Raw genomic sequence first — 22,896 nt, forward strand, 5'->3', positions numbered from 1 at the left:
AACAGCGTCGAGCAGGCTGCGGAACTCCCGTGACAACTGCTCGCCGAACGCGCCCGGGCTGGAGGCGATGATCTGGCCGAACTTGACGTAAGTGGGTCCCAGGTCGGCGAAGGTCTGCGGAATCTCCTTGATGACCTTGTCCGGGATGCTGCCCTTGGCGGGCAGCTTGGTCAAAACCCGCAGTCCGGTGCGGGTGAGTTGCCATCCCGTGACTCCGACGCGGGCCGCCTCGATGGGTAGTGGCACCCGATCGAGTTTGGCCGTCTGACGGTGATCGGTGGAACTCATTTCCGCCAGTCTGCCAAATCGAGTCGGGCTGTCCGAATTTTCGCGGAGTCGGTCACAACCGGGGAAACAGGCGGCCGGTTGATGCGTAACGGAAAGATGATGATTTCATTACACGCGTAAACCGAAACGCCGAACCGGGTTGCCGCAGACTCGTACTGCGCGACAATCCGAATCGACGAGGCGTCCGACCTTCGCAGAGGGAGAAACTGAACAGCAATGAACACCTGGCTATGGATAGGAACGATCGGCATGGCGCTCGGCGCCGTGGCGATTATCGGTATCGGTGGCAAGAACGACAGTCGACACCACGTCACTGCGAGTGCCTTCGTCTGCATCATCGCGGCGTGTGCCTACTTCGCGATGGCCAGCAAGCAGGGCATTCATTCCTTCACCGACAACGGCGGGGTGGAGCGGACGGTGTACTACGCCCGCTACCTGGACTGGTTGCTCACCACGCCGCTGCTGCTCATCGGCCTCATCACGGTCGCTCTGCCCCGGCTCACCAGCACTCTGCACGGCCGTGACCGCAACGCCCTGGTGGCTGGCGTCGTCGGCGCCGACGTCGGCATGGTCCTGACCGGTCTGTTCGCCGCGCTGAGCAGGGACACCCACACCCGCTGGATCTGGTACATCATCAGCTGCGTGTTCTTCCTGGTGGTGCTGTACTTCATCGCCGGCCCGATCCGGGCGGCGGCCGCCGAGCGCAGCGCCGACCATGCGGCGCTCTACACCAAGCTGCTGGGCATCCTGGCTGTGCTGTGGTTCATCTACCCGATCCTGTGGGCCGTTGGCACCGAGGGCGTCGGCGCGCTGAGCCTCAGCGGCGAGATCGCGGTATTCGCGGTCATCGACCTGCTGGCCAAGGTCGGGTTCGGCATCCTGCTGGTGTCGGGCGCGGCGAAGCTGACTGCACCCGAGAGGGCCTTGGTCTAAACCTTCGCACGAGCATCGACGGCAGCCGCCGGGTTCCTGGACAGGAGCCCGGCGGTTGTCTGTTCCGCCAGTGTTGACCGTCCGGCAGTAGATTTGCGGGCGTGCAGATCAGCGCCGAGGCCACGGACCTCTTCGTCGGTGACCCCGACGCCCCATTGCAGATTGTTCGGGTGACCGGCGCCTCCGGGCTGGTGAGGGTCGACGGCGACGGCCTGCGCAGCGTCGGCGAGCCGATCCCGGCCGGCGATGGGGTGCTCGAGGTGCCGGTGGCAGTCGACGGCCCAGTTCCCGGTCAGAGGCGGGCGGCCCGGGTGCTCGCCGGTGACACCGAAATCCCCTTCGAGTTCGAGGTCACCGAACCCGGCTGGACCATGCACATGATCAGCCACTTCCACTACGACCCGGTGTGGTGGAACACCCAGGGCGCCTACACCAGCGTGTGGACCGAGGACCCGCCGGGTGCGTGTAAACAGAACAACGCCTTCGCGTTGGTGGCCACCCACCTGGAGATGGCCCGCCGCGACCCCGACTACAAGTTTGTGCTGGCCGAGGTCGACTACCTCAAGCCCTACTTCGACGCCCACCCCGAGGACCGCGCGGACCTGCTGCGTTTCCTGTCCGAGCGGAGGGTCGAGGTGATGGGCGGGACCTACAACGAACCCAACACCAACCTCACCGGCGCCGAGACCTCGATCCGGAACTTCGTGCACGGCATCGGGTTTCAGCGCGACGTGCTCGGCGCGGATCCGGCCACCGCCTGGCAACTCGACGTGTTCGGCCACGACCCGCAGTTCCCCGGGATGGCCGCCGACGCCGGGCTGACGTCGAGTTCATGGGCGCGCGGGCCGCACCACCAATGGGGCCCGATGGCTGGCGGCGGAGATCCGCGTCGGATGCAGTTCCGCAGCGAGTTCGAGTGGATCGCCCCGTCCGGCGTGGGCCTGCTGACCCATTACATGCCGGCCCACTACGCGGCCGGATGGTGGATGGACTCCTCGACCTCACTGGCCGAAGCCGAGGCGGCGACCTACGAATTGTTCCGCCAATTGAAGTCGGTCGCGTTGACCCGCAACGTGCTGCTGCCGGTCGGTACCGACTACACCCCGCCCAACACCTGGGTCACCGAGATCCACCGGGACTGGAACGCCCGCTACTGCTGGCCGCGGTTCGTCTGCGCAGTGCCCAGCGATTTTTTCGCGGCGGTGCGGGCCGAACTCGCTGAGCGTTCCGTCTCGCCGTCGCCGCAGACTCGCGATATGAATCCGATCTACACCGGCAAAGACGTCTCCTACATCGACACCAAACAAGCCAACCGGGCCGCTGAGGACGCCGTCCTGGGCGCGGAGCGGTTCGCGACCTTCGCCGCGCTGCTCTCCGGGGCCCGCTACCCGGAGGCTGCACTGGCCAAGGCCTGGGTGCAGTTGGCCTGGGGTGCCCACCATGACGCCATCACCGGCAGTGAGTCCGATCAGGTGTACCTCGATCTACTCACCGGCTGGCGCGACGCCTGGGAACTCGGTCGCGCCGCCCGCGGTGGGGCACTGTCGGTGCTGTCCGAAGCGGTCCACGCCGAACTGCCATCGGTGGTGGTGTGGAACCCGTTGGCGCACAACCGGAACGACATCGTCACGGTGCACCTCGACGAGCCGGTCGGCTCCGGCGCCGCGGTTCTCGACTCAGCCGGTCGGCGGCTGCCCGCCCTGGTGGAGGACGGTGGCCATTCGGTCAGCTGGCGCGCTGACGGGGTCGACTCACTAGGGTGGCGCAGCTACCGGGTGGTCGACGACGTTGCTCCGGCTGGCTGGGAGCAGACCGACGGGCTGACCATCGGTAACGGCTACTACCGGCTTCGGGTCGACCCGGCGCGCGGTGGCGGGGTGGTGTCGCTGGTCGAATCGGGCAGCGGCCGGGAACTCATCGCCGACGACGCGGTGGGCAACGAACTGGCGATGTACGAGGAATATCCGGCTCACCCCGAGGCGGGGGAGGGGCCATGGCATCTGCTGCCGACCGGCCCGCTGGAATGCTCGTCGTCCTCGCCGGCGACAGTGCAGGCCTACCGGAGCCCGCTGGGGCAGCGCCTGGTCATCCACGGCAGCGTCGGGACCCAACTGCGCTACACCCAGACTCTGACGCTGTGGCACGGCATCGACCGTCTGGACTGCCGCACCTCCATCGACGACTTCGCCGGCGCCGACCGGTTGGTGCGGCTGCGCTGGCCCTGCCCGGTACCCGGTGCATTGCCGGTCAGCGAAGTCGGCGATGCCGTGGTGGGCCGCGGATTCGGCCTCATGCACGATCACTCCTCCGGGGAAGACCGAGCAGTCGACTCTGCCAAACATCCCTGGACCCTGGACAATCCGGCGCACGGCTGGTTCGGGCTGTCCTCGTGTGCGCGCATCCGCGTCGGCGAGCACACCCGTGCGGTATCGGTGGCCGAAGTGATCGCCCCCTCCGGAGGCGACGCCGCCACACTGGCCCGCGATCTGATGGTCGCCCTGGTGCGGGCCGGGGTGACTGCAACCTGCAGCACCGCCGACCGCCCGCGCTACGGACACCTTGAGGTCGACTCCAACCTGCCCGATGCCCGGATCGCCCTCGGCGGTCCGGGGGACAATCCCTTCACCGCCGCGGTACTCGCCGCCGCCGACCCGGCCTACGCCGCCGAGGTCAAACGCCAACTGGCCACCGGGCAGGCGCGGGTTTTCGTGCCGGCCGCGGCGCCTTTGGACCGCGTCTGGGTTCCCAATGCCGACTTGCGTGAGGTGCTGGCACTGCCGGTGCTCATCGTCGCCGGCGATTCCGCGTTGGCTGCGCTGGTGTCCGATCTGGACGACGCCGAGATCAGCGTCACCCAGGATGTCCCGGCGCCCTGCGGGCAATTCGAATCGCACACCGTCGCACTGATCAACCGGGGTGTGCCGGGTTTCGCCGTCGAACGCGACGGCACCTTGCACACCTCCCTGATGCGGTCCTGCACCGGGTGGCCCTCCGGGGTGTGGATCGACCCGCCGCAGCGCAAAGCCCCAGATGGCAGCAACTTCCAACTGCAGCACTGGAGCCATAGTTTCGATTTCGCCGTTGTCTCCGGCGCCGGGGACTGGCGCGGTATCGGCATGCCCTCGCGCAGTGCGGAATTCAACCATCCGCTGCTCGCTTTTCCGATCGGTGAAGGCAGCGGCGGGCTGCCGGCCGACGGGTCACTCCTCGCTGTACAACCCGGTGGATCGGTGGCACTGGGCGCGCTCAAACCGCGCGGCAACCCCACCGCCACCGGCAGTGCCGCCGCCGTCACCCCGCAGGACGTGATCATCCGGCTCGTCGAAACACACGGTCTGCCAACCGATGTCACGATCACCTCGTCCGTGGGCTCCCTGAGCGGGGCGGCGTGCGCCGACCTGCTGGAAAATCAGCGGTCCGGTGATCCGCTGACACTGCACGGCAACCAGATCGCCACGGTGATCGCACGGATCGACGCACCGCCCGTCGTCGAGGCTACTGGCGCCCCATTGGCGCCTGACGCCGAACCGGCCCAACCGCTCTACGCCCGCTACTGGCTGCACAACCGGGGTCCGGCCCCGCTGGGCGGACTGCCCGCCGTTGCGCACCTGCATCCGGCGACCGTGACCGCTCAGCCGGGCGACACCCTGCGGCTTCGGCTCACGGTCGCCAGCGACTGCAGCGACACCGCACTCACCGGGTCGGTTCGACTGCGCCGCCCCCGCGGCTGGGCCGAGACCGCTGACAGTGCCACCCGGCTATGGGCACCGGGACGGCCTGGTCAGGACCGCGGCGAAGGCACCGTCGAACTGCCGCCACGCGCGCACCGGGAGGCTGAGTTCACCGTCGAGGTGCCCGACGATGCGGTGCCGGGCCACTATCCGGTGCGGGCCCAGTTGACGCTGACCGGTGACGTGCCCCCCGCGTGGCGGCAACCCGTCGAGGACGTCTGCGTGGTGACCGTCGGCGACACCGATGAAGACCTGATCCGGCTCGTCGAGCAGGAGGCCGCCGACATCGTCGTCGCGCGCGGTCACACCGCCACGTTGACCGCCACCGTCGCCAGCGGTGCGTACGACGACCTTGACCTGGAAGCCCACCTGATCAGCCCATGGGGCACCTGGGAGTGGATGGGCCCGGCGTCCCAGGGCGCGACGCTGCGCGCCCGTTCGACGACCGAGGTCGGCTTCGAACTCACCCCGCCGCCGTGGGTCACCCCGGGGCGCTGGTGGGCGCTGATCCGCATCGGCTGCGCGGGCCGGTTGCTCTACACCCCGGCGGTCGCGGTGGTGGTCCGATGACGGTCGCTGCGACGGTCGCCGGCATCCCGTTGCACGTGGCGGAGGTCGACGCCCGCGAAGTCGCACTGCGCGCCTCGCCGCAGAGCGCCGCACTGCCGCGGCCGGGCACCAGCGAAGGACGGCAGTTGCGGCGCTGGCTCACCCAACTGCTGGTCACCGAAAAGGTGGTGGTCGCTGAAGCTGAGACCCTGGGTGTCACAGTCACCGACGCCACACCCACCGAAGAGCAGCTGCTGCCTGACCTACCAGCTCGACTCGAGATCGGCAGCATCGCCGCCGGCGCGTTGGCGGCGCCGCTGGCCCGGGCCGTCTTCGCCCGCGTCACCGCCGGCGTCGATGTCCACGCCGACGCCGTCGCCGACTACCGGCGGCGCAACCCCCACCGGTTCGCCGGTGAGCAGCAGTCTGAGGAGGCCGTCGCCACCATGCTGCGCGGAGCGGCGCGACGGCGCGCGTTCCGGCTGTGGCTCGATCAGCGTCGCGCCGCGCTGGTGCAGTTGGCGCCCGGCTACGAACATCCCGGCGACCCCCGCCAGCCCGACAACGTACACAGGCACTGAGATGGCCACCCTGGCCATCGACATCGGTGGCACCAAGATCGCAGCCGGCATCGTTGACGCCAACGGGCAAGTGCTGCACCAGAATCGGCAGCCCACGCCGCGCAGTACCGACCCGGACGAGGTGTGGGCCGCCGCGCAGCTCACCGTCGCCGACGCGCTGGACGCCGCCGGAGGAGCCGTCGATGGTGTGGGAATCTCCTCGGCCGGCCCCATTGATCTGGCCGCCGGAACCATCAGCCCGGTCAATATCGCCGCCTGGCGCGGCTTCCCGGTGTGTGACCGGATGGCGGCCGCGGTGCCGGGTGTGCCGGTCCGTCTGGCCGGTGACGGTCTGTGCATGGCACTCGGTGAACATTGGCGCGGCGCCGGACAGGGCGCGACGTTCATGCTCGGCATGGTCGTCTCGACCGGCATCGGCGGTGGTCTGGTGCTCGACGGCATGCCGTATGACGGGCGCACCGGCAATGCCGGCCACGTCGGCCACATGATCGTCGACGTCGACGGACCGCCGTGCAGTTGCGGCGGGCGTGGCTGTGCGGAGGCCATCGCCAGCGGCCCGCACCTGGTGGCCTGGGCCCGCGAACAAGGCTGGACCGGGGCTGATGCCAAGTCATTGGCGGAGGCCGCAGCTTCGGGGGAGGGCGTCGCGATGCGGGCCTTCCAGCGCGGCGCGCGGGCTGTCGCGGCGATGGTCGCTTCCGTCGCTGCCTGCTGTGATCTGGATCTGGTGGTCATCGGCGGGGGAGTGGCCAACGCCGGCCCGGTGCTCTTCGACCCTCTGCGCGAGGCGTTGGGAGACTACGCGGCCTTGGACTTCATTCGCGCCCTGCAGGTGGTGCCCGCCAAACTCGGCGGGGAGGCCGGCCTGGTCGGGGCTGCTGCGCTGTTACGCACCCCCGAGCCCTTAGCGCCCCTCCCGTAGCGCCCCCTCCCGCGGGGTCCAGGGGCGGGGGATCCATCCACAGGCCCCGGCTGAGGTGGCTGGTGGGTGTCACGAGCCCGGCGCACGCTGCGGCGCGTGAACAAAGATGCCGCCGAGTTGATCCGCGCAGGAGAAGGTCTGGCCACCACGGCCCAACTACTCACCGCAATGACCCGCCAGCAACTTGAAGTTCAGGTTCGCAAGGGCAACCTCATCCGGGTATGGCGCGGCGTCTACTCGGTGACCGAGCCCGACCTGCTCATCAGGCTCCGGGCGCTGGATCTGCTGATTGGCGGCCACGCGGTCGCCTGCCTGCAGACCGCTGCAACCCTTTACGGCTTCAGCGTCGAGGACAGCGGTTCGGTTCACGTGCATGACCCAGGTGTGCGGTTGCGGCCGACCGCCGGCCTCGTCGTCCATCAGAGGCGCGGCGCGCCGACACAGCTGGTTTCCAGCCGTCGCGCGACGACGCCGGCATGGACTGCCGTGGAACTGGCACGCGAAGCGCGACGTCCCCGCGCCCTCGCTGTTCTGGATGCAGCGCTGCACTCGTCTTGGTGTGCGCCGGCCGATCTGGCGGAAGCTGTGGACCGGCAGCGGGGCCGACGCGGAATTGTGAAGGTGCGCAACCTGCTCCCAATGGTCCACGGCCGCGCCGAATCTGCGATGGAGAGCGAGGCGAGGCTCGCGATGCTCGATGGCGGTCTGCCCCGCCCCGAGTTGCAGTACCTCATCCACGGCAGGGACGGCGAGGTGTGGCGGGTGGACTTCGCGTGGCCGGACGCGCGGGTGGCCGCTGAGTACGAGAGTGTCGCCTGGCATGCCGGCCGCGTGGAGATGGAGCGCGACAAGAACCGGTTCGCCGGAATCCAGGACACCGAATGGATCGTCATCCCGATCGTTGTCGCCGACGTCCGTCGATCCCCGGGACGTCTATGCGAGCGCATCCAACGTCATCTGGACCGCGCGACGGCCGCCTGATTCCCGCCACCAGAACGCCGAGCAGACGCGAAGTCGCACGAATCCGGCCTCAAACGTGCGAGTTTGCGTCTGCTCGGCGGGGGCGGGGTCGGGGCGGGGCGGGGGCGGGGGGCCTGGGGGTATGGATTTGGGCGGGGTCGGGGCGGCACGCTACTGTGAGGCCGTTCCACCGAAGACCGTCGGTCACCAGCAATGGTTGAAGGCCGGACGCATCAGCAGATGCCCCGGCGGCCCACGCAGGAGGACGAGGCACTCATGCGCCCCGACCGTCTGCGTCGGGGCGTTTTGCGTCTTCCGGTGGTGCACCGACAACACCGAGGAGGCAATGCATGGCCAAGCCTGAAAAGGCCACCGCGGTCGCCGAGATCACCGAACAGTTCAAGTCCTCGACGGCCACCGTGGTCACCGAGTACCGCGGCCTGACCGTGGCCAACCTGGCCGAACTGCGCCGCTCCCTGAGCGGCACCGCCACCTACACCGTCGCGAAGAACACGCTGGTCAAGCGTGCGGCGGCGGAGGCCGGCATCGAGGGTCTCGACGAACTGTTCGCCGGACCGACCGCGATCGCGTTCGTCACCGGAGAGGCCGTCGACGCGGCCAAGGCGATCAAGAAGTTCGCCAAGGATCACAAGGCGCTCATCATCAAGGGCGGCTACATGGACGGCCACCCGCTGTCCGTGGCTGAAGTGGAAGCCATTGCCGACCTGGAGTCGCGCGAGGTGTTGCTGGCCAAGCTGGCCGGCGCCATGAAGGGCAACCTGGCCAAGGCGGCCGGGCTGTTCAATGCCCCCGCATCGCAGATGGCCCGGTTGGCTGCCGCGCTGCAGGAAAAGAAGTCCGGCGAGACCGCCGCCTAAACCACACCCAACGAATACAACGAAAGGGCCACAACCATGGCAAAGCTGTCCACTGATGAGTTGCTCGACGCGTTCAAGGAGATGACCCTCCTCGAGCTCTCCGAGTTCGTGAAGAAGTTCGAAGAGGTCTTCGAGGTCACCGCGGCCGCGCCGGTCGCCGTGGCCGCCGCTGCCCCGGGTGCCGCGGGCGGCGCCGCCGAGGCCGCCGAGGAGCAGGACGAGTTCGACGTCATCCTCGAGAACGCCGGCGAGAAGAAGATCGGCGTCATCAAGGTCGTCCGCGAGATCGTGTCCGGGCTGGGCCTCAAAGAGGCCAAGGACCTTGTCGACGGCGCGCCCAAGCCGCTGCTGGAGAAGGTCAAGAAGGAAGCCGCCGAGGAGGCCAAGGGCAAGCTCGAGGCGGCCGGCGCCAAGGTCACCGTCAAGTAGGTCTCCGATCCCCGTTTGATCAGCGAATCCCCCGCGAGCCCACCGGTTCGCGGGGGATTTGCTCTTGGTACCGCAAACGTGATGCGGGCCCAACACCGTGCGATACAGTGACGCCAACCACATGTGTGTTTCGGTGTTGCGCCGGGAAGGAATTTGGCATGGGCGTTCAAATCGACGTCGAGAACCTCAGTAAGTCGTTCGGCTCCTCGAAAATCTGGGAAGACGTCACGATGTCTATCCCCGCCGGTGAGCTGAGCGTCATCCTGGGCCCATCCGGTACCGGCAAGTCGGTGTTCCTGAAGTCGTTGATCGGCCTGCTGCGCCCGGAGCGCGGCAAGATCATCATCGACGGCACCGACATCATCCAGTGTTCGGCCAAGGAGCTCTACGAGATCCGCACCCTGTTCGGCGTGCTGTTCCAGGACGGTGCGCTGTTCGGGTCGATGAACCTCTACGACAACACCGCGTTCCCGCTGCGCGAGCACACCAAGAAGTCAGAGTCCGAGATCAACAAGATCGTCACGGAGAAGCTCGACATCGTGGGTATGCCCAACGATGGGCACAAGTTCCCCGGCGAGATCTCCGGCGGTATGCGTAAGCGTGCCGGCCTGGCCCGAGCCCTGGTGCTCGACCCGCAGATCATCCTCGTCGACGAGCCGGACTCCGGCCTAGACCCGGTGCGTACCGCCTACCTGAGCCAGCTACTGATCGACATCAACGCCCAGATCGACGCCACCATCCTCATCGTGACGCACAACATCAACATCGTGCGCACGGTGCCGGACAACATCGGCATGCTCTACCGCAAGCATCTGGTCATGTTCGGTCCCCGCGAGGTTCTGCTGACCAGCGAGGAGCCTGCCGTCAAGCAATTCCTCAACGGCCGGCGCATCGGTCCCATCGGCATGTCCGAGGAGAAGGACCAGGCCACCGCCGCCGCCGAGGCGGCGGCCATGGCTGCAGGCCAAAGTGACGGCGGCGTGGAAGAGATCGAGGGCGTGCCCCCGCAGATCTCCGTCACCCCGGGCATGCCCGAGCGCAAGGGTGTTGCCCGCCGGCAGGCCCGGGTGCGCGAGATCCTGCACACCCTGCCCCCGGCCGCCCAGGAGGCCATCCTCGAAGACCTCGCCAAGAACAGCAGCCCGAGCGCCAGCTCGTATGCTAGTACGCCGGACTACGGCGACTAACCTGACAGATTCGTGACGCGCCGGCCAGAATCGGCTAAATTTTCCCTGAGAGTCGGGACGTCACGGTACGGTTTGCCCGACCACGAAAAACGGAGGAATCGGGCAATGGGTGATCGTCGAATCGTGCTGGGGACCAGCGCTGTTCTAGTCGGGCTGGGTTCAGCACTGATTTCTGGTGCGGGGGTTGCCGCAGCTGAGAGCGGTGACGGTGGACAGGCTGACAACGCCAGCGCTGAGTCGACCAAAGCGGATTCCCCCCGCAACACCTCACCCCGGCGGGGTGTTTCCCGGACCACCGACGCCGGTCCGGCGCCCGCTGCGGTCGCGGCCACCGACGAGGGAGTCGCAGAGCCGGCGACCGCCCGCATCGGCCGAGACACCGATACGGCGACTCAGATCGACGAGGATCTGACCAAGTCCGTCGGTGATGTCCGCCCGGCTGCCGCTGTCGAGACGGATCAGGCTGAGCCTCTCGTCGCAACGCCCAGCGCTTCGGAGGCCGCTTCGGAGGCCTCGGTGGCCGCGGTGGCCTCGGTGGCCGCGGTGGCCGCGGCGGCGCAGGTCGCTTCCGTTGATCCCGGGGCGCCCGCGAACGAAGCCCTTCCGACCGTGGCCGTGCTCGCCAGCCCACCGGCCGCCCCCGCCGCCTACGCGGCGCCCGCCCCGGCTCCCGCTCCGGCAGCTTCGTTGATCGCGGATCTTCTGACCAACTTCGGCTGGCAGCCCGCCGGCGGCGCGGTCGTCGCCGCCCCGGCGCTGGCGGCGTTCACCGGACAGCGCTCCAGCGCCGAACCCGCCGCCGTGATCGGCACCTCGGTTGTAGCCGCGGCCGGTCCCAGTCCTGGGCCCAAGCTGCCGGGCCAGCCGACCAACGGCGTCACCGGCGTGCAAGTCGGCCACTCCGAACTGGAGATGCCGGGTGCCTTCATCGGTGACTCGGTGGCCGCCGACTGGTACTTCCCGACCCAGGCCGACGGTTCGGTGGACGCTCAGGGCGTGATCTGGCTGCAGCACGGCTTCGGTGCGTCCAACACCTTCTACTCCGCGCTGGCCAAGGATCTGGCCCAGCGGACCAACAGCATCGTGGTGGCGCCCACTCTGTCGTCGATCCCGTTCACCTTCTCCGGCGGCTGCCTGGTGTGCGACACCTCCCAGCAGGCCGCCGCCGAGATCCTGCTGGCGAACGGTCGCCCCAAACTGGTCGAGAGCGCTGTGGCGGCCGGTTACACCGGTGACGTCAAGGAAATCGCCGAGGGCAAGTTCGCCCTCGCGGGCCACTCGGCCGGCGGCGGGTTCGCCACCGCGACGGCCGCCGACTACATCGCCGGCGGCGACAAGGACCGCGACCTGGTGGGCGTGGTGATGTACGACGGGGTGTCCAACGGGGCCGGCAACGGCGAATTCGCCAAGGAGATCGGCATCCTGGACGGTTCGGCCACCCCCGTCTACCAGATCGCGGCGCCCGCGCAGAGCTGGAACGCCTTCGGCGCCACCACCAATGCGCTGGTCAACGCCCGGACAGGTCAGTTCGTCGGGGCGGTACTCAACGGCGGCTCCCACGTCGACTCGATGCTCGGCGTGAACCCGTTCTTCGACCTGGTCCTCCAGCTGGTGACGAAGTTCGTGCCGGCCGGCAACACCGCGGCCACCTACACGCTCAGCACCGGCTGGATCAACGACATGTACGCCGGGCTGACCCCCCAGGACTCCGAATACGGCTTCTACGCCGGTGCCAACACGCCGATCCAGATGGGCCCGACGGCGGCGGTGGGCCTGCCCGCACCGCTGGCCAATCAGATTTCGGGCTTCACCAAGATCATCTCCGAGGTTGCGGGCCTGTTCGGCATCGACATCCCGAGCAACATCCCGACCAGCACCAACAACGGCGTCAACGGCGTCGTCGTCCCGACCAACGGCACGCTGGCCAACGGGGTGACCGGCGTGCGGGTCGGCACTTCGACGCTGGTCATTCCATCCGGCACCGGGTACGACGCCCCGGCCGACTGGTACTTCCCCACCCAGGCCGACGGGACGGTGGCGCCCAACGGCGTCATCTGGCTGCAGCACGGCTTCCTCGGCTTCAAGGACTGGTACGCCGATCTGGCGATCCGGATGGCCCAGGAGACCAACAGCATCGTGGTCGCGCCGTCCATCTTCTGGTTCGACGACGCCTACACCGGTGAGGCCGCCGCCCAGATGTTCCTCGGCGACCGGGCCGCGCTGAACATCAGCGCCAACGAAGCCGGCCTGCAGGGCACCCTGCCGGAGAAGTTCCTGCTGACCGGGCACTCGGCCGGCGGCAGGTTCGCCACCACGGCGGGCGCGTACACGGTGGATAACGGAGCCGCCGAGAACCTGCTCGGCGTCGTGATGTTCGACGGGGTGTCCAGCGACCAGTTCGCCGCCCAACTCGCCAAGCTCGACAGCCTCGACATTCCCGACTACCAGATCGCCGCACCCCCGCAGCGGTGGAACGCCTGGGGGATCACCACCGAAAAGCTGGCCGCACTCAAACCCGACGAGTTCGTCGGCATTCAGATCGACGCAGGCTCGCACACCGACTCCATCGGCGGCGACTCCTTCTTCGGCTGGCTGGGTGAAATCGGCAGCGACATCTTCGTCAAGCCGTCGCCCCCGGGCGCCAAGCAGGCCGTCGGCACCTTCGCCACCGGCTGGATCAACGACATGTATGGCGGATTCGACCCGACCAGCCCGGTCTACGGCATCTACGGCAATCCCAACAATGGCACCTACGTGGCCAACCGGCCGATCGTGATGGGACAGGCCGGCGCCACCACCCTGCCCGCCCCGCCACCGGTGGACATCCAGCAGTACGCCGGCACCTGGTACGAGCAGGGCAGCGTCAAGCAGTTCTTCTCCTTCGGCCTGGTCAACACCAAAGCGGTGTACACCCCGCAGCCGGACGGCTCGATCAAGGTGGAGAACTCGGGCAACTACTTCGGCCCCAACGGGCCGGAGTCGACGATCACCGGCGCCGCGGTGCCGGTCAACAGCCCCACCAACACCCGCCTCAACGTGGGCTTCGGCTTCGGACAACCCAACGACCGGGAACCGGGCAACTACTGGATCGTCGACTACGCACCCGACTACAGCTGGGTCATCGTCAGCGACTCCACCGGGTCCACCGGCTTCATCCTGACCCGCGACCAGACCATCCCCGAGGCCAAGTACAACGCTCTGGTGGACCGGGCCAAGCAGCTCGGTGTGCGGGGCCGGATCACGCCCACCGATCAGTTTCCGCAGACGTTGCCGGCAGCGGTGCCGGGTCCTGGCGTGGTACCGGCAACGGTCACCATTTGAGGTTCCGGCGGACAAACTTCGAAGAAGTCGGCGGAAAAGCGCTGAAAACGCTTGACGGAAGGGCGCTGACGGGTCACTCTATTCACCAGCATGCGTGCCCGGGTAGCAACCTTCGCCAGCCAGCGTCAGGCCACCCCGGCATCGGCTGGTTGAGTACAGCGCCGTTCTGCGGTATGGTTGGACGTTGCGCTGGCTGCCCCCTGCCTACCCTTAACTCGCACCGTGACACCGTGGTCCTGGTCTGAGCGATCGTTCCAGCTCAGAAGACCTTTTACGTGTTGTGCGCGTCGCCGGTCCTTCGGCAGTGGAAGTCAGTGCGAATTTACGCAGATGAGCGGTGAAAGGGTCGGTTGACACCGGCCACGGAATTCCGCATTAGTGCTGGAAGGATGCATCTTGGCAGTCTCTAGCCAGAGCAAGTCGACGACCAACTCTTCGAACTCCGTTCCGGGGGCCCCCAACCGGGTCTCCTTCGCGAAGTTGCGTGAACCGCTGGAGGTTCCTGGGCTGCTCGACGTCCAGACTGATTCGTTCAAGTGGCTGATCGGCGCCGATGAGTGGCGCGCGAAGGCCAAGGCCGCCGGCGACCCGAACCCGGTCGGCGGCCTCGAGGAGGTGCTCGCCGAGCTTTCGCCGATCGAGGACTTTTCCGGCTCGATGTCGCTGAGCTTCTCCGACCCGCGCTTCGACGAGGTCAAGGCGCCGGTCGACGAGTGCAAAGACAAGGACATGACGTACGCGGCCCCGCTGTTCGTCACGGCCGAGTTCATCAACAACAACACCGGCGAGATCAAGAGCCAGACGGTCTTCATGGGCGACTTCCCGATGATGACCGAGAAGGGCACCTTCATCATCAACGGCACCGAGCGCGTGGTGGTCAGCCAGCTGGTCCGCTCGCCCGGTGTGTACTTCGACGAGACCATCGACAAGTCCACCGAGAAGACGCTGCACAGCGTCAAGGTGATCCCCGGCCGCGGTGCCTGGCTGGAGTTTGACGTCGACAAGCGCGACACCGTCGGTGTGCGCATCGACCGCAAGCGCCGCCAGCCGGTCACCGTGCTGCTCAAGGCGCTCGGCTGGTCAGGCGAGCAGATCCGTGAGCGGTTCGGCTTCTCCGAGATCATGATGGCCACCCTGGAGAAGGACACCACCGCCGGCACCGACGAGGCGCTGCTGGACATCTACCGCAAGCTGCGCCCGGGCGAGCCGCCGACCAAGGAGTCCGCGCAGACCCTGCTGGAGAACTTGTTCTTCAAGGAGAAGCGTTACGACCTGGCCCGGGTAGGCCGTTACAAGGTGAACAAGAAGCTGGGCCTCAACGCCGGCAAGCCGATCACCAACTCGACGCTCACCGAAGAGGACGTCGTCGCCACCATCGAGTACCTGGTCCGGCTGCACCACGCGTCGGAGTCCGGTATCCCGGCCACCATGACCGCGCCCGGCGGCGTCGAGGTGCCCGTCGAGGTCGACGACATCGACCACTTCGGCAACCGCCGTCTGCGCACCGTCGGCGAGCTGATCCAGAACCAGATCCGGGTCGGCTTGAGCCGGATGGAGCGTGTCGTCCGTGAGCGGATGACCACCCAGGACGTCGAGGCGATCACCCCGCAGACCCTGATCAACATCCGCCCCGTCGTGGCGGCGATCAAGGAGTTCTTCGGCACCAGTCAGCTGAGCCAGTTCATGGACCAGAACAACCCGCTGTCCGGGCTGACCCACAAGCGCCGTCTCTCGGCGCTGGGCCCCGGCGGTCTGTCCCGTGAGCGGGCCGGCCTGGAGGTTCGCGACGTGCACTCCAGCCACTACGGCCGGATGTGCCCGATCGAGACCCCGGAAGGCCCGAACATCGGCCTGATCGGTTCGCTGTCGGTGTACGCGCGGGTCAATCCGTTCGGCTTCATCGAGACGCCGTACCGGAAGGTGATCGACGGTGTCGTTACGGATGAGATCCACTACCTGACCGCCGACGAGGAGGACCGCCACGTTGTGGCGCAGGCCAACTCGCCGACCGACCCAGGGGGCAAGTTCCTCGAGGAGCGCGTCCTGGTGCGTCGCAAGGGTGGCGAGGTGGAGTACGTCAGCGCCGCCGAGGTCGACTTCATGGACGTCTCGCCGCGCCAGATGGTGTCGGTGGCCACGGCCATGATTCCGTTCCTCGAGCACGACGACGCCAACCGCGCTCTGATGGGCGCCAACATGCAGCGCCAGGCGGTTCCGCTGGTCCGCAGTGAGGCACCCCTGGTGGGTACCGGCATGGAACTGCGTGCCGCGATCGACGCCGGCGATGTCGTCGTCGCCGACAAACCCGGTGTGGTGGAAGAGGTTTCGGCCGACTACATCACCGTGATGGCTGATGATGGCACCCGGCACAGCTACCGGATGCGCAAGTTCAACCGGTCCAACCACGGCACCTGCGCCAACCAGAAGCCGATCGTGGATGCCGGACAGCGGGTGGAGGCCGGTCAGGTCATCGCCGACGGGCCGTGCACCCAGAACGGTGAGATGGCGTTGGGCCGCAACCTGCTCGTCGCGGTCATGCCGTGGGAAGGCCACAACTACGAGGACGCGATCATCCTGTCCAGCCGTCTGGTTGAGGAGGACGTGCTCACCTCGATCCACATCGAGGAGCACGAGATCGACGCCCGCGACACCAAACTCGGTGCCGAGGAGATCACCCGGGACATCCCGAACGTCTCCGATGAGGTGCTGGCCGACCTCGACGAGCGCGGCATCGTGCGCATCGGTGCGGAGGTCCGCGACGGCGACATCCTGGTCGGCAAGGTCACCCCGAAGGGTGAGACCGAACTGACCCCGGAGGAGCGGCTGCTGCGGGCGATCTTCGGCGAGAAGGCCCGCGAGGTCCGTGACACCTCGCTGAAGGTGCCGCACGGTGAGTCCGGCAAGGTCATCGGGATCCGGGTGTTCTCCCGCGAGGATGACGACGAGTTGTCCGCAGGGGTCAACGAACTGGTGCGGGTCTACGTCGCCCAGAAGCGCAAGATCTCCGACGGCGACAAGCTGGCTGGCCGGCACGGCAACAAGGGTGTCATCGGCAAGATCCTGCCCGTCGAGGACATGCCGTTCCTGCCCGACGGCACCCCGGTCGACATCATCCTCAACACCCACGGTGTGCCGCGACGGATGAACATCGGTCAGATCCTCGAAACGCACCTGGGCTGGATCGCCAAGACCGGCTGGCAGATAGAAAAGGATGGCGCCGGCAATCCTCCTCAGTGGGCCAAGAACCTGCCCGAGGATCTGCTGGAGGCGCCGGCCGACACCATCGTGAGCACCCCGGTGTTCGACGGTGCCCGCGAGGAGGAACTGCAGGGTCTGCTCGGCTCGACCCTGGCCAACCGCGACGGTGAGGTCATGGTCAACGGCGACGGCAAGGCCATGCTGTACGACGGCCGCAGCGGCGAGCCGTTCCCCTACCCGGTGACGGTGGGCTACATGTACATCCTCAAGCTGCACCATCTGGTGGACGACAAGATCCACGCCCGCTCCACCGGCCCGTACTCGATGATCACCCAGCAGCCCCTCGGCGGTAAGGCGCAGTTCGGTGGGCAGCGGTTCGGCGAGATGGAGTGCTGGGCCATGCAGGCCTACGGTGCGGCGTACACGCTGCAGGAGCTGTTGACCATCAAGTCCGACGACACCGTCGGCCGGGTCAAGGTCTACGAGGCCATCGTCAAGGGCGAGAACATCCCCGAGCCGGGGATTCCGGAATCGTTCAAGGTGTTGCTCAAGGAGCTGCAGTCGCTGTGCCTCAACGTCGAGGTGCTCTCCAGTGACGGCGCTGCCATCGAGATGCGCGACGGCGACGACGAGGACCTGGAGCGGGCAGCCGCGAACCTCGGAATCAACCTGTCCCGCAATGAATCCGCATCCGTTGAGGATCTCGCCTGAGCGGGACCGCCTGACTAACTGCAGTTTTGGTTTTCTAGTCCCGCAAGGGGAAAGGGAGTTACGTGTTAGACGTCAACTTCTTCGATGAACTCCGCATCGGCCTGGCCACCGCTGAGGACATCCGCACATGGTCCTTCGGCGAGGTCAAGAAGCCGGAGACCATCAACTACCGCACGCTCAAGCCCGAGAAGGACGGCTTGTTCTGCGAGAAGATCTTCGGACCGACTCGCGACTGGGAGTGCTACTGCGGCAAGTACAAGCGGGTCCGCTTCAAGGGCATCATCTGCGAGCGCTGCGGCGTCGAGGTCACTCGGGCCAAGGTGCGCCGCGAGCGGATGGGCCACATCGAACTGGCTGCGCCGGTCACCCACATCTGGTACTTCAAGGGCGTCCCGTCGCGTCTGGGATACCTGCTGGACCTGGCGCCCAAGGATCTCGAGAAGATCATCTACTTCGCGGCCTACGTGATCACCGCGGTGGACAACGAGATGCGCCACAACGAACTCTCGACCCTCGAGGCCGAGATGGTGGTCGAGAAGAAGGCCGTCGAGGATCAGCGTGAGCTGGACCTGGCCGCCCGGATGCAGAAGCTTGAAGCCGACCTGGCTGAGTTGGAGGCCGAAGGGGCCAAGGCCGACGTCCGCCGCAAGGTCAAAGACGGCGGCGAGCGCGAGATGCGCCAGATCCGCGACCGCGCCCAGCGTGAGCTGGACCGGCTCGACGAGATCTGGAGCACCTTCACCAAACTGGCCCCCAAGCAGCTGATCGTCGATGAGAACCTCTACCGCGAACTCGTCGATCGCTACGGCGAGTACTTCGAGGGCTCGATGGGTGCCGAGGCCATCCAGAAGCTCATCCAGAGCTTCGACATCGACGCCGAGGCCGAAGCGCTGCGCGAGGTGATCCGCAGCGGCAAGGGTCAGAAGAAGCTGCGCGCCCTCAAGCGGCTCAAGGTCGTCGCGGCCTTCCAGCAGTCCGGCAATTCCCCGATGGGCATGGTGCTCGACGCCGTTCCGGTGATCCCGCCGGAACTGCGCCCGATGGTCCAACTGGACGGCGGCCGGTTCGCCACCTCCGACCTCAACGACCTGTACCGCCGCGTCATCAACCGCAACAACCGGCTCAAGCGACTGATCGACCTCGGGGCGCCCGAGATCATCGTCAACAACGAGAAGCGCATGCTGCAGGAGTCCGTCGACGCACTGTTCGACAACGGCCGCCGCGGCCGGCCGGTCACCGGCCCGGGCAACCGCCCGCTGAAGTCGCTGAGCGATCTGCTCAAGGGCAAGCAGGGCCGGTTCCGGCAGAACCTGCTCGGCAAGCGCGTCGACTACTCCGGCCGTTCGGTCATCGTGGTCGGCCCGCAGCTCAAGCTGCACCAGTGCGGTCTGCCCAAGCTGATGGCACTGGAACTGTTCAAGCCGTTCGTGATGAAGCGGCTGGTGGATCTCAACCATGCGCAGAACATCAAGAGCGCCAAGCGGATGGTCGAGCGTCAGCGTCCGCAGGTGTGGGACGTGCTCGAAGAGGTCATCTCCGAGCACCCGGTGCTGCTAAACCGCGCCCCCACTCTGCACCGCCTGGGTATCCAGGCCTTCGAGCCGATGCTGGTGGAAGGCAAGGCTATTCAGCTGCACCCGCTGGTGTGTGAGGCGTTCAACGCCGACTTCGACGGCGACCAGATGGCGGTGCACCTGCCGCTGAGCGCCGAGGCGCAGGCCGAGGCCCGCATTCTGATGCTGTCTTCCAACAACATCCTGTCGCCGGCGTCGGGTAAGCCGCTGGCCATGCCCCGTCTGGACATGGTCACCGGCCTGTACTTCCTGACCACGCATATCGCGGGGGACAGGGGCGAGTACACCCCGGCGGCCAAGGACACTCCGGAGTCCGGTGTCTACAGCTCGCCGGCCGAGGCCATCATGGCGATGGATCGCGGCACGCTTTCGGTACGCGCGCAGATCAAGGTGCGTCTGGACCAGTTGCGCCCGCCGCATGAGGTGGAGACCGAGTTGTTCGGCGAGAACGGCTGGCGGCCGGGCAACGCCTGGATCTGCGAGACCACGCTGGGCCGGGTGCTGTTCAACGAGCTTCTGCCGCAGGGCTATCCGTTCGTCAACAAGCAGATGCACAAGAAGGAACAGGCCAAGATCATCAACGATCTGGCCGAGCGCTACCCGATGATCGTCGTGGCGCAGACCGTCGACAAGCTCAAGGACGCCGGTTTCTACTGGGCCACCCGTTCGGGTGTCACGGTCTCGATGGCCGACGTGCTGGTGCTCCCGGAGAAGCAGGAGATCCTCGATCGTTACGAGGAGGAAGCCCGCGGCATTGAGAAGAAGTACCAGCGCGGCGCGCTGAACCATCAGGAGCGCAACGACGCGCTGGTGGAGCTGTGGAAGAAGGCCACCGAGGAGGTGGGTGACGCCCTGCGGGAGCACTACCCCGATGACAACCCGATCATCACGATCGTGGAGTCCGGCGCCACCGGTAACTTCACCCAGACCCGCACCCTGGCCGGCATGAAGGGTCTGGTGACCAACCCGAAGGGTGAGTTCATTCCGCGTCCGATCAAGTCTTCGTTCCGCGAGGGCCTGACCGTGCTGGAGTACTTCATCAACACCCACGGCGCCCGAAAGGGTCTGGCGGACACCGCTCTTCGTACCGCCGACTCGGGCTACCTGACCCGTCGCCTGGTCGACGTCTCCCAGGACGTCATCGTCCGCGAGCATGACTGCGGCACCGAGCGGGGCATCATCGTCGACCTGGCCGAGCGCCTCCCCGACGGAACCCTCATCCGGGATCCCTTCGTGGAGACCTCCGCCTACGCCCGCACGCTGGCCGCCGACGCGGTCGACGCGGGTGGCACGGTGATCGTCGAGCGCGGACACGACCTGGGTGACCCGGCGATCGACGCGGCACTGGAGGCCGGCATCACGCAGGTCAAGGTTCGCTCGGTGCTCACCTGCACCAGCGCGAGCGGCGTCTGCGCGATGTGCTATGGCCGCTCGATGGCCACCGGCAAGCTCGTCGACATCGGCGAGGCGGTCGGCATCGTCGCCGCCCAGTCCATCGGCGAGCCCGGCACCCAGCTGACCATGCGTACCTTCCACCAGGGCGGTGTCGGTGAGGACATCACCGGTGGTCTGCCCCGCGTGCAGGAGCTGTTCGAGGCCCGCGTCCCGCGCGGCAAGGCCCCGATCGCCGAGGTCTCCGGGCGGGTTCGCCTGGAAGACACCGACAAGTTCTACAAGATCACCATCGTTCCCGACGACGGGGCCGAGGAGGTCGTGTACGACAAGCTGTCCAAGCGACAGCGTCTGCGCGTGTTCAAGCACGAGGACGGGACCGAGCGTCTGCTGGCCGACGGCGACCACGTCGAGGTCGGGCAGCAGCTCATGGAGGGTTCAGCCGATCCGCACGAGGTGTTACGCGTCGAAGGTCCGCGCAAGGTGCAGATCCACCTGGTCAAAGAGGTCCAGGAGGTCTACCGGGCCCAAGGTGTGTCGATCCACGACAAGCACATCGAGGTGATCATCCGGCAGATGCTGCGTCGCGTCACGATCATCGATTCGGGCTCGACGGAGTTCCTGCCCGGCTCGCTGACCGAACGTGCCGAGTTCGAGTCGGAGAACCGTCGCGTCGTTGCCGAGGGCGGCGAGCCGGCGGCTGGCCGTCCGGTGCTGATGGGCATCACCAAGGCCTCGCTGGCCACCGACTCGTGGCTGTCGGCGGCGTCGTTCCAGGAGACCACTCGCGTGCTCACCGATGCGGCGATCAACTGCCGCAGCGACAAGCTCAACGGTCTGAAGGAAAACGTCATCATCGGCAAGCTGATCCCAGCCGGCACCGGCATCAACCGGTACCGCAACATCCAGGTTCAGCCCACCGAGGAGGCCCGCGCCGCGGCGTACACGATCCCGTCGTACGAGGATCAGTACTACAGCCCGGACTTCGGCCAGGCCACCGGTGCGGCCGTGCCCCTGGACGACTACGGGTACAGCGACTACCGGTAAGGAAGGCAGGTTGGGTCCGCCAGTAGGTACCAAAAGCGCTCGGCCAGTTGTGTCTACTCCGGTACTACTGTCGAGCAATCGCGGTGAGAGGTGAACTTGAATTCAAGCATTTATGAGTCTGGGGAGTATCTGCAGCACAATCCAGATTGGCACACTGCCGATTCTCCTACAAAAGCGAGATGGATCTGCGAGATCCTCGACCGGAACCACGTCAGGCCAAATCATATCGTTGAGGTCGGCACTGGCGCGGGAGAGATCCTTGTCCAGCTTAAGAAAAATTTTCCGGGCGCGAGAATCGACGGCTATGACATATCGCCGCAGGCCTACGCAATCGCGGCACCCAAGTCGGCAGATGGGCTGAATTTTTACCAAGACGATTACTTTGCAGAGAGTGTTTCAGAGTCGTCTCCGGACCTTATTATGGCGATCGACGTATTCGAACATGTAGACGACTACATGGGCTTTATAAGATCGATGAAGCCAAAGGCTACATATAAGCTTTTCCATATACCGCTTGACCTGTCGGTGCAGGGGATGCTTCGTAAGAAGTCATTGCCGCGCGTTCGCCAGCAAATTGGCCACTTGCACTATTTCTGCAAAGAGACGGCACTCGCTGTGCTTCAAGACTGCGGTTACCGGATTGTCGACTGGAACTACACACGCGGCACTGAAGAACTGCCCGGTCAAGCTTTGCGCACGCGAATTGCGAACGTCCCGCGCAGATTGGTTCGTCAGATCAACGAAGACTTCGCGGTCCGCCTAATGGGGGGGTCTTCGATGATGGTTCTTGCGCGATGAAAGCGGACTTTCTGCCGGTGTACGCTGTCGAGTTCATCACGTAACACCCTCAATCGGGTGAACGAGTTATCAGCAGCCAGTAGTGTGCAATGTTCGAGGGCTTCTTAGGAGTTCCCTCGGACCGGGCCACATGAGACCCGACTTGGCTCACGTTTCCTGTTCGGCGATAGCCGCAGTTCGCTGACCTGGTTGTTTCTGCTCGCGCCACAGCGACAACGTGTTCCGCGATCTGGTGCGGGCGAGGATCATCGAACCCACCAGCAAGAGCGATACCGAAAGGGTGCTGCGTGAGGTCGGTGTGCAGCCCGCCTCTGTATGCCACCGTCAAGCGGCGTCTGCCCGGCTACGCCCAATCGCAATGGCGCCAAGGGTTGGCGGCGGCCAGTCCCGAGTTGGG

12 protein-coding genes and 2 pseudogenes are annotated in these 22,896 nt (G+C 66.5%); 13 read left to right on the top strand and 1 reads right to left on the bottom strand.

The window, feature by feature from the left end; all coding sequences use genetic code 11:
• Window positions 1–288, bottom strand: a pseudogene (locus ADBZ5N_RS08315) (AarF/ABC1/UbiB kinase family protein); the annotation flags it as partial.
• 216 nt (window positions 289–504) lie between these two features.
• Between ADBZ5N_RS08315 and ADBZ5N_RS08320 the strand changes: the two are divergent.
• The 13 genes and pseudogenes from ADBZ5N_RS08320 to ADBZ5N_RS08380 all read left to right on the top strand — a co-directional run.
• A complete protein-coding gene (locus ADBZ5N_RS08320; protein WP_526257022.1) occupies window positions 505–1,221 on the top strand; it encodes a bacteriorhodopsin in 717 nt (238 codons plus the stop codon).
• A 101-nt stretch (window positions 1,222–1,322) separates the two neighbouring features.
• Complete coding sequence (locus ADBZ5N_RS08325) at window positions 1,323–5,522, top strand: glycoside hydrolase family 38 N-terminal domain-containing protein (protein WP_526257023.1); 4,200 nt, start codon at window positions 1,323–1,325, stop codon at window positions 5,520–5,522.
• Entirely contained in the window at window positions 5,519–6,082 is a 564-nt protein-coding gene (locus tag ADBZ5N_RS08330) for a DUF7158 domain-containing protein (RefSeq protein WP_526257024.1), read from the top strand. The genes ADBZ5N_RS08325 and ADBZ5N_RS08330 overlap by 4 nt, the downstream gene beginning before the upstream one ends.
• Window position 6,083: 1 nt before the next feature.
• Window positions 6,084–7,004, top strand: coding sequence for an ROK family protein (locus tag ADBZ5N_RS08335; RefSeq protein ID WP_526257025.1), 921 nt, complete (start codon window positions 6,084–6,086; stop codon window positions 7,002–7,004).
• 96 nt (window positions 7,005–7,100) lie between these two features.
• Entirely contained in the window at window positions 7,101–7,985 is an 885-nt protein-coding gene (locus ADBZ5N_RS08340) for a type IV toxin-antitoxin system AbiEi family antitoxin (RefSeq protein WP_526257026.1), read from the top strand.
• A gap of 329 nt (window positions 7,986–8,314) precedes the next feature.
• A complete protein-coding gene (rplJ, locus tag ADBZ5N_RS08345) occupies window positions 8,315–8,842 on the top strand; it encodes a 50S ribosomal protein L10 (protein ID WP_526257027.1) in 528 nt (175 codons plus the stop codon).
• Window positions 8,843–8,878: 36 nt separating this feature from the next.
• A complete protein-coding gene (rplL, locus tag ADBZ5N_RS08350) occupies window positions 8,879–9,271 on the top strand; it encodes a 50S ribosomal protein L7/L12 (protein ID WP_526257028.1) in 393 nt (130 codons plus the stop codon).
• Window positions 9,272–9,429: 158 nt separating this feature from the next.
• Window positions 9,430–10,458: an ABC transporter ATP-binding protein gene (locus ADBZ5N_RS08355; protein WP_526257029.1), complete on the top strand. Its 1,029-nt coding sequence runs from the start codon at window positions 9,430–9,432 to the stop codon at window positions 10,456–10,458.
• A 105-nt stretch (window positions 10,459–10,563) separates the two neighbouring features.
• Complete coding sequence (locus ADBZ5N_RS08360; protein ID WP_526257030.1) at window positions 10,564–13,779, top strand: lipocalin family protein; 3,216 nt, start codon at window positions 10,564–10,566, stop codon at window positions 13,777–13,779.
• Between the two features lie 378 nt (window positions 13,780–14,157).
• Complete coding sequence (gene rpoB, locus ADBZ5N_RS08365; protein WP_526257031.1) at window positions 14,158–17,688, top strand: DNA-directed RNA polymerase subunit beta; 3,531 nt, start codon at window positions 14,158–14,160, stop codon at window positions 17,686–17,688.
• A 62-nt stretch (window positions 17,689–17,750) separates the two neighbouring features.
• A complete protein-coding gene (locus ADBZ5N_RS08370; protein ID WP_526257032.1) occupies window positions 17,751–21,701 on the top strand; it encodes a DNA-directed RNA polymerase subunit beta' in 3,951 nt (1,316 codons plus the stop codon).
• A gap of 90 nt (window positions 21,702–21,791) precedes the next feature.
• On the top strand, window positions 21,792–22,499 hold the full coding sequence (locus ADBZ5N_RS08375) for a class I SAM-dependent methyltransferase (protein ID WP_526257033.1): 708 nt from the start codon (window positions 21,792–21,794) through the stop codon (window positions 22,497–22,499).
• A gap of 211 nt (window positions 22,500–22,710) precedes the next feature.
• Window positions 22,711–22,896 (top strand): annotated as a pseudogene (locus ADBZ5N_RS08380) (IS1634 family transposase); the annotation flags it as partial.

Source organism: Mycobacterium sp., assembly GCF_044370595.1.
Lineage (GTDB): Bacteria > Actinomycetota > Actinomycetes > Mycobacteriales > Mycobacteriaceae > Mycobacterium.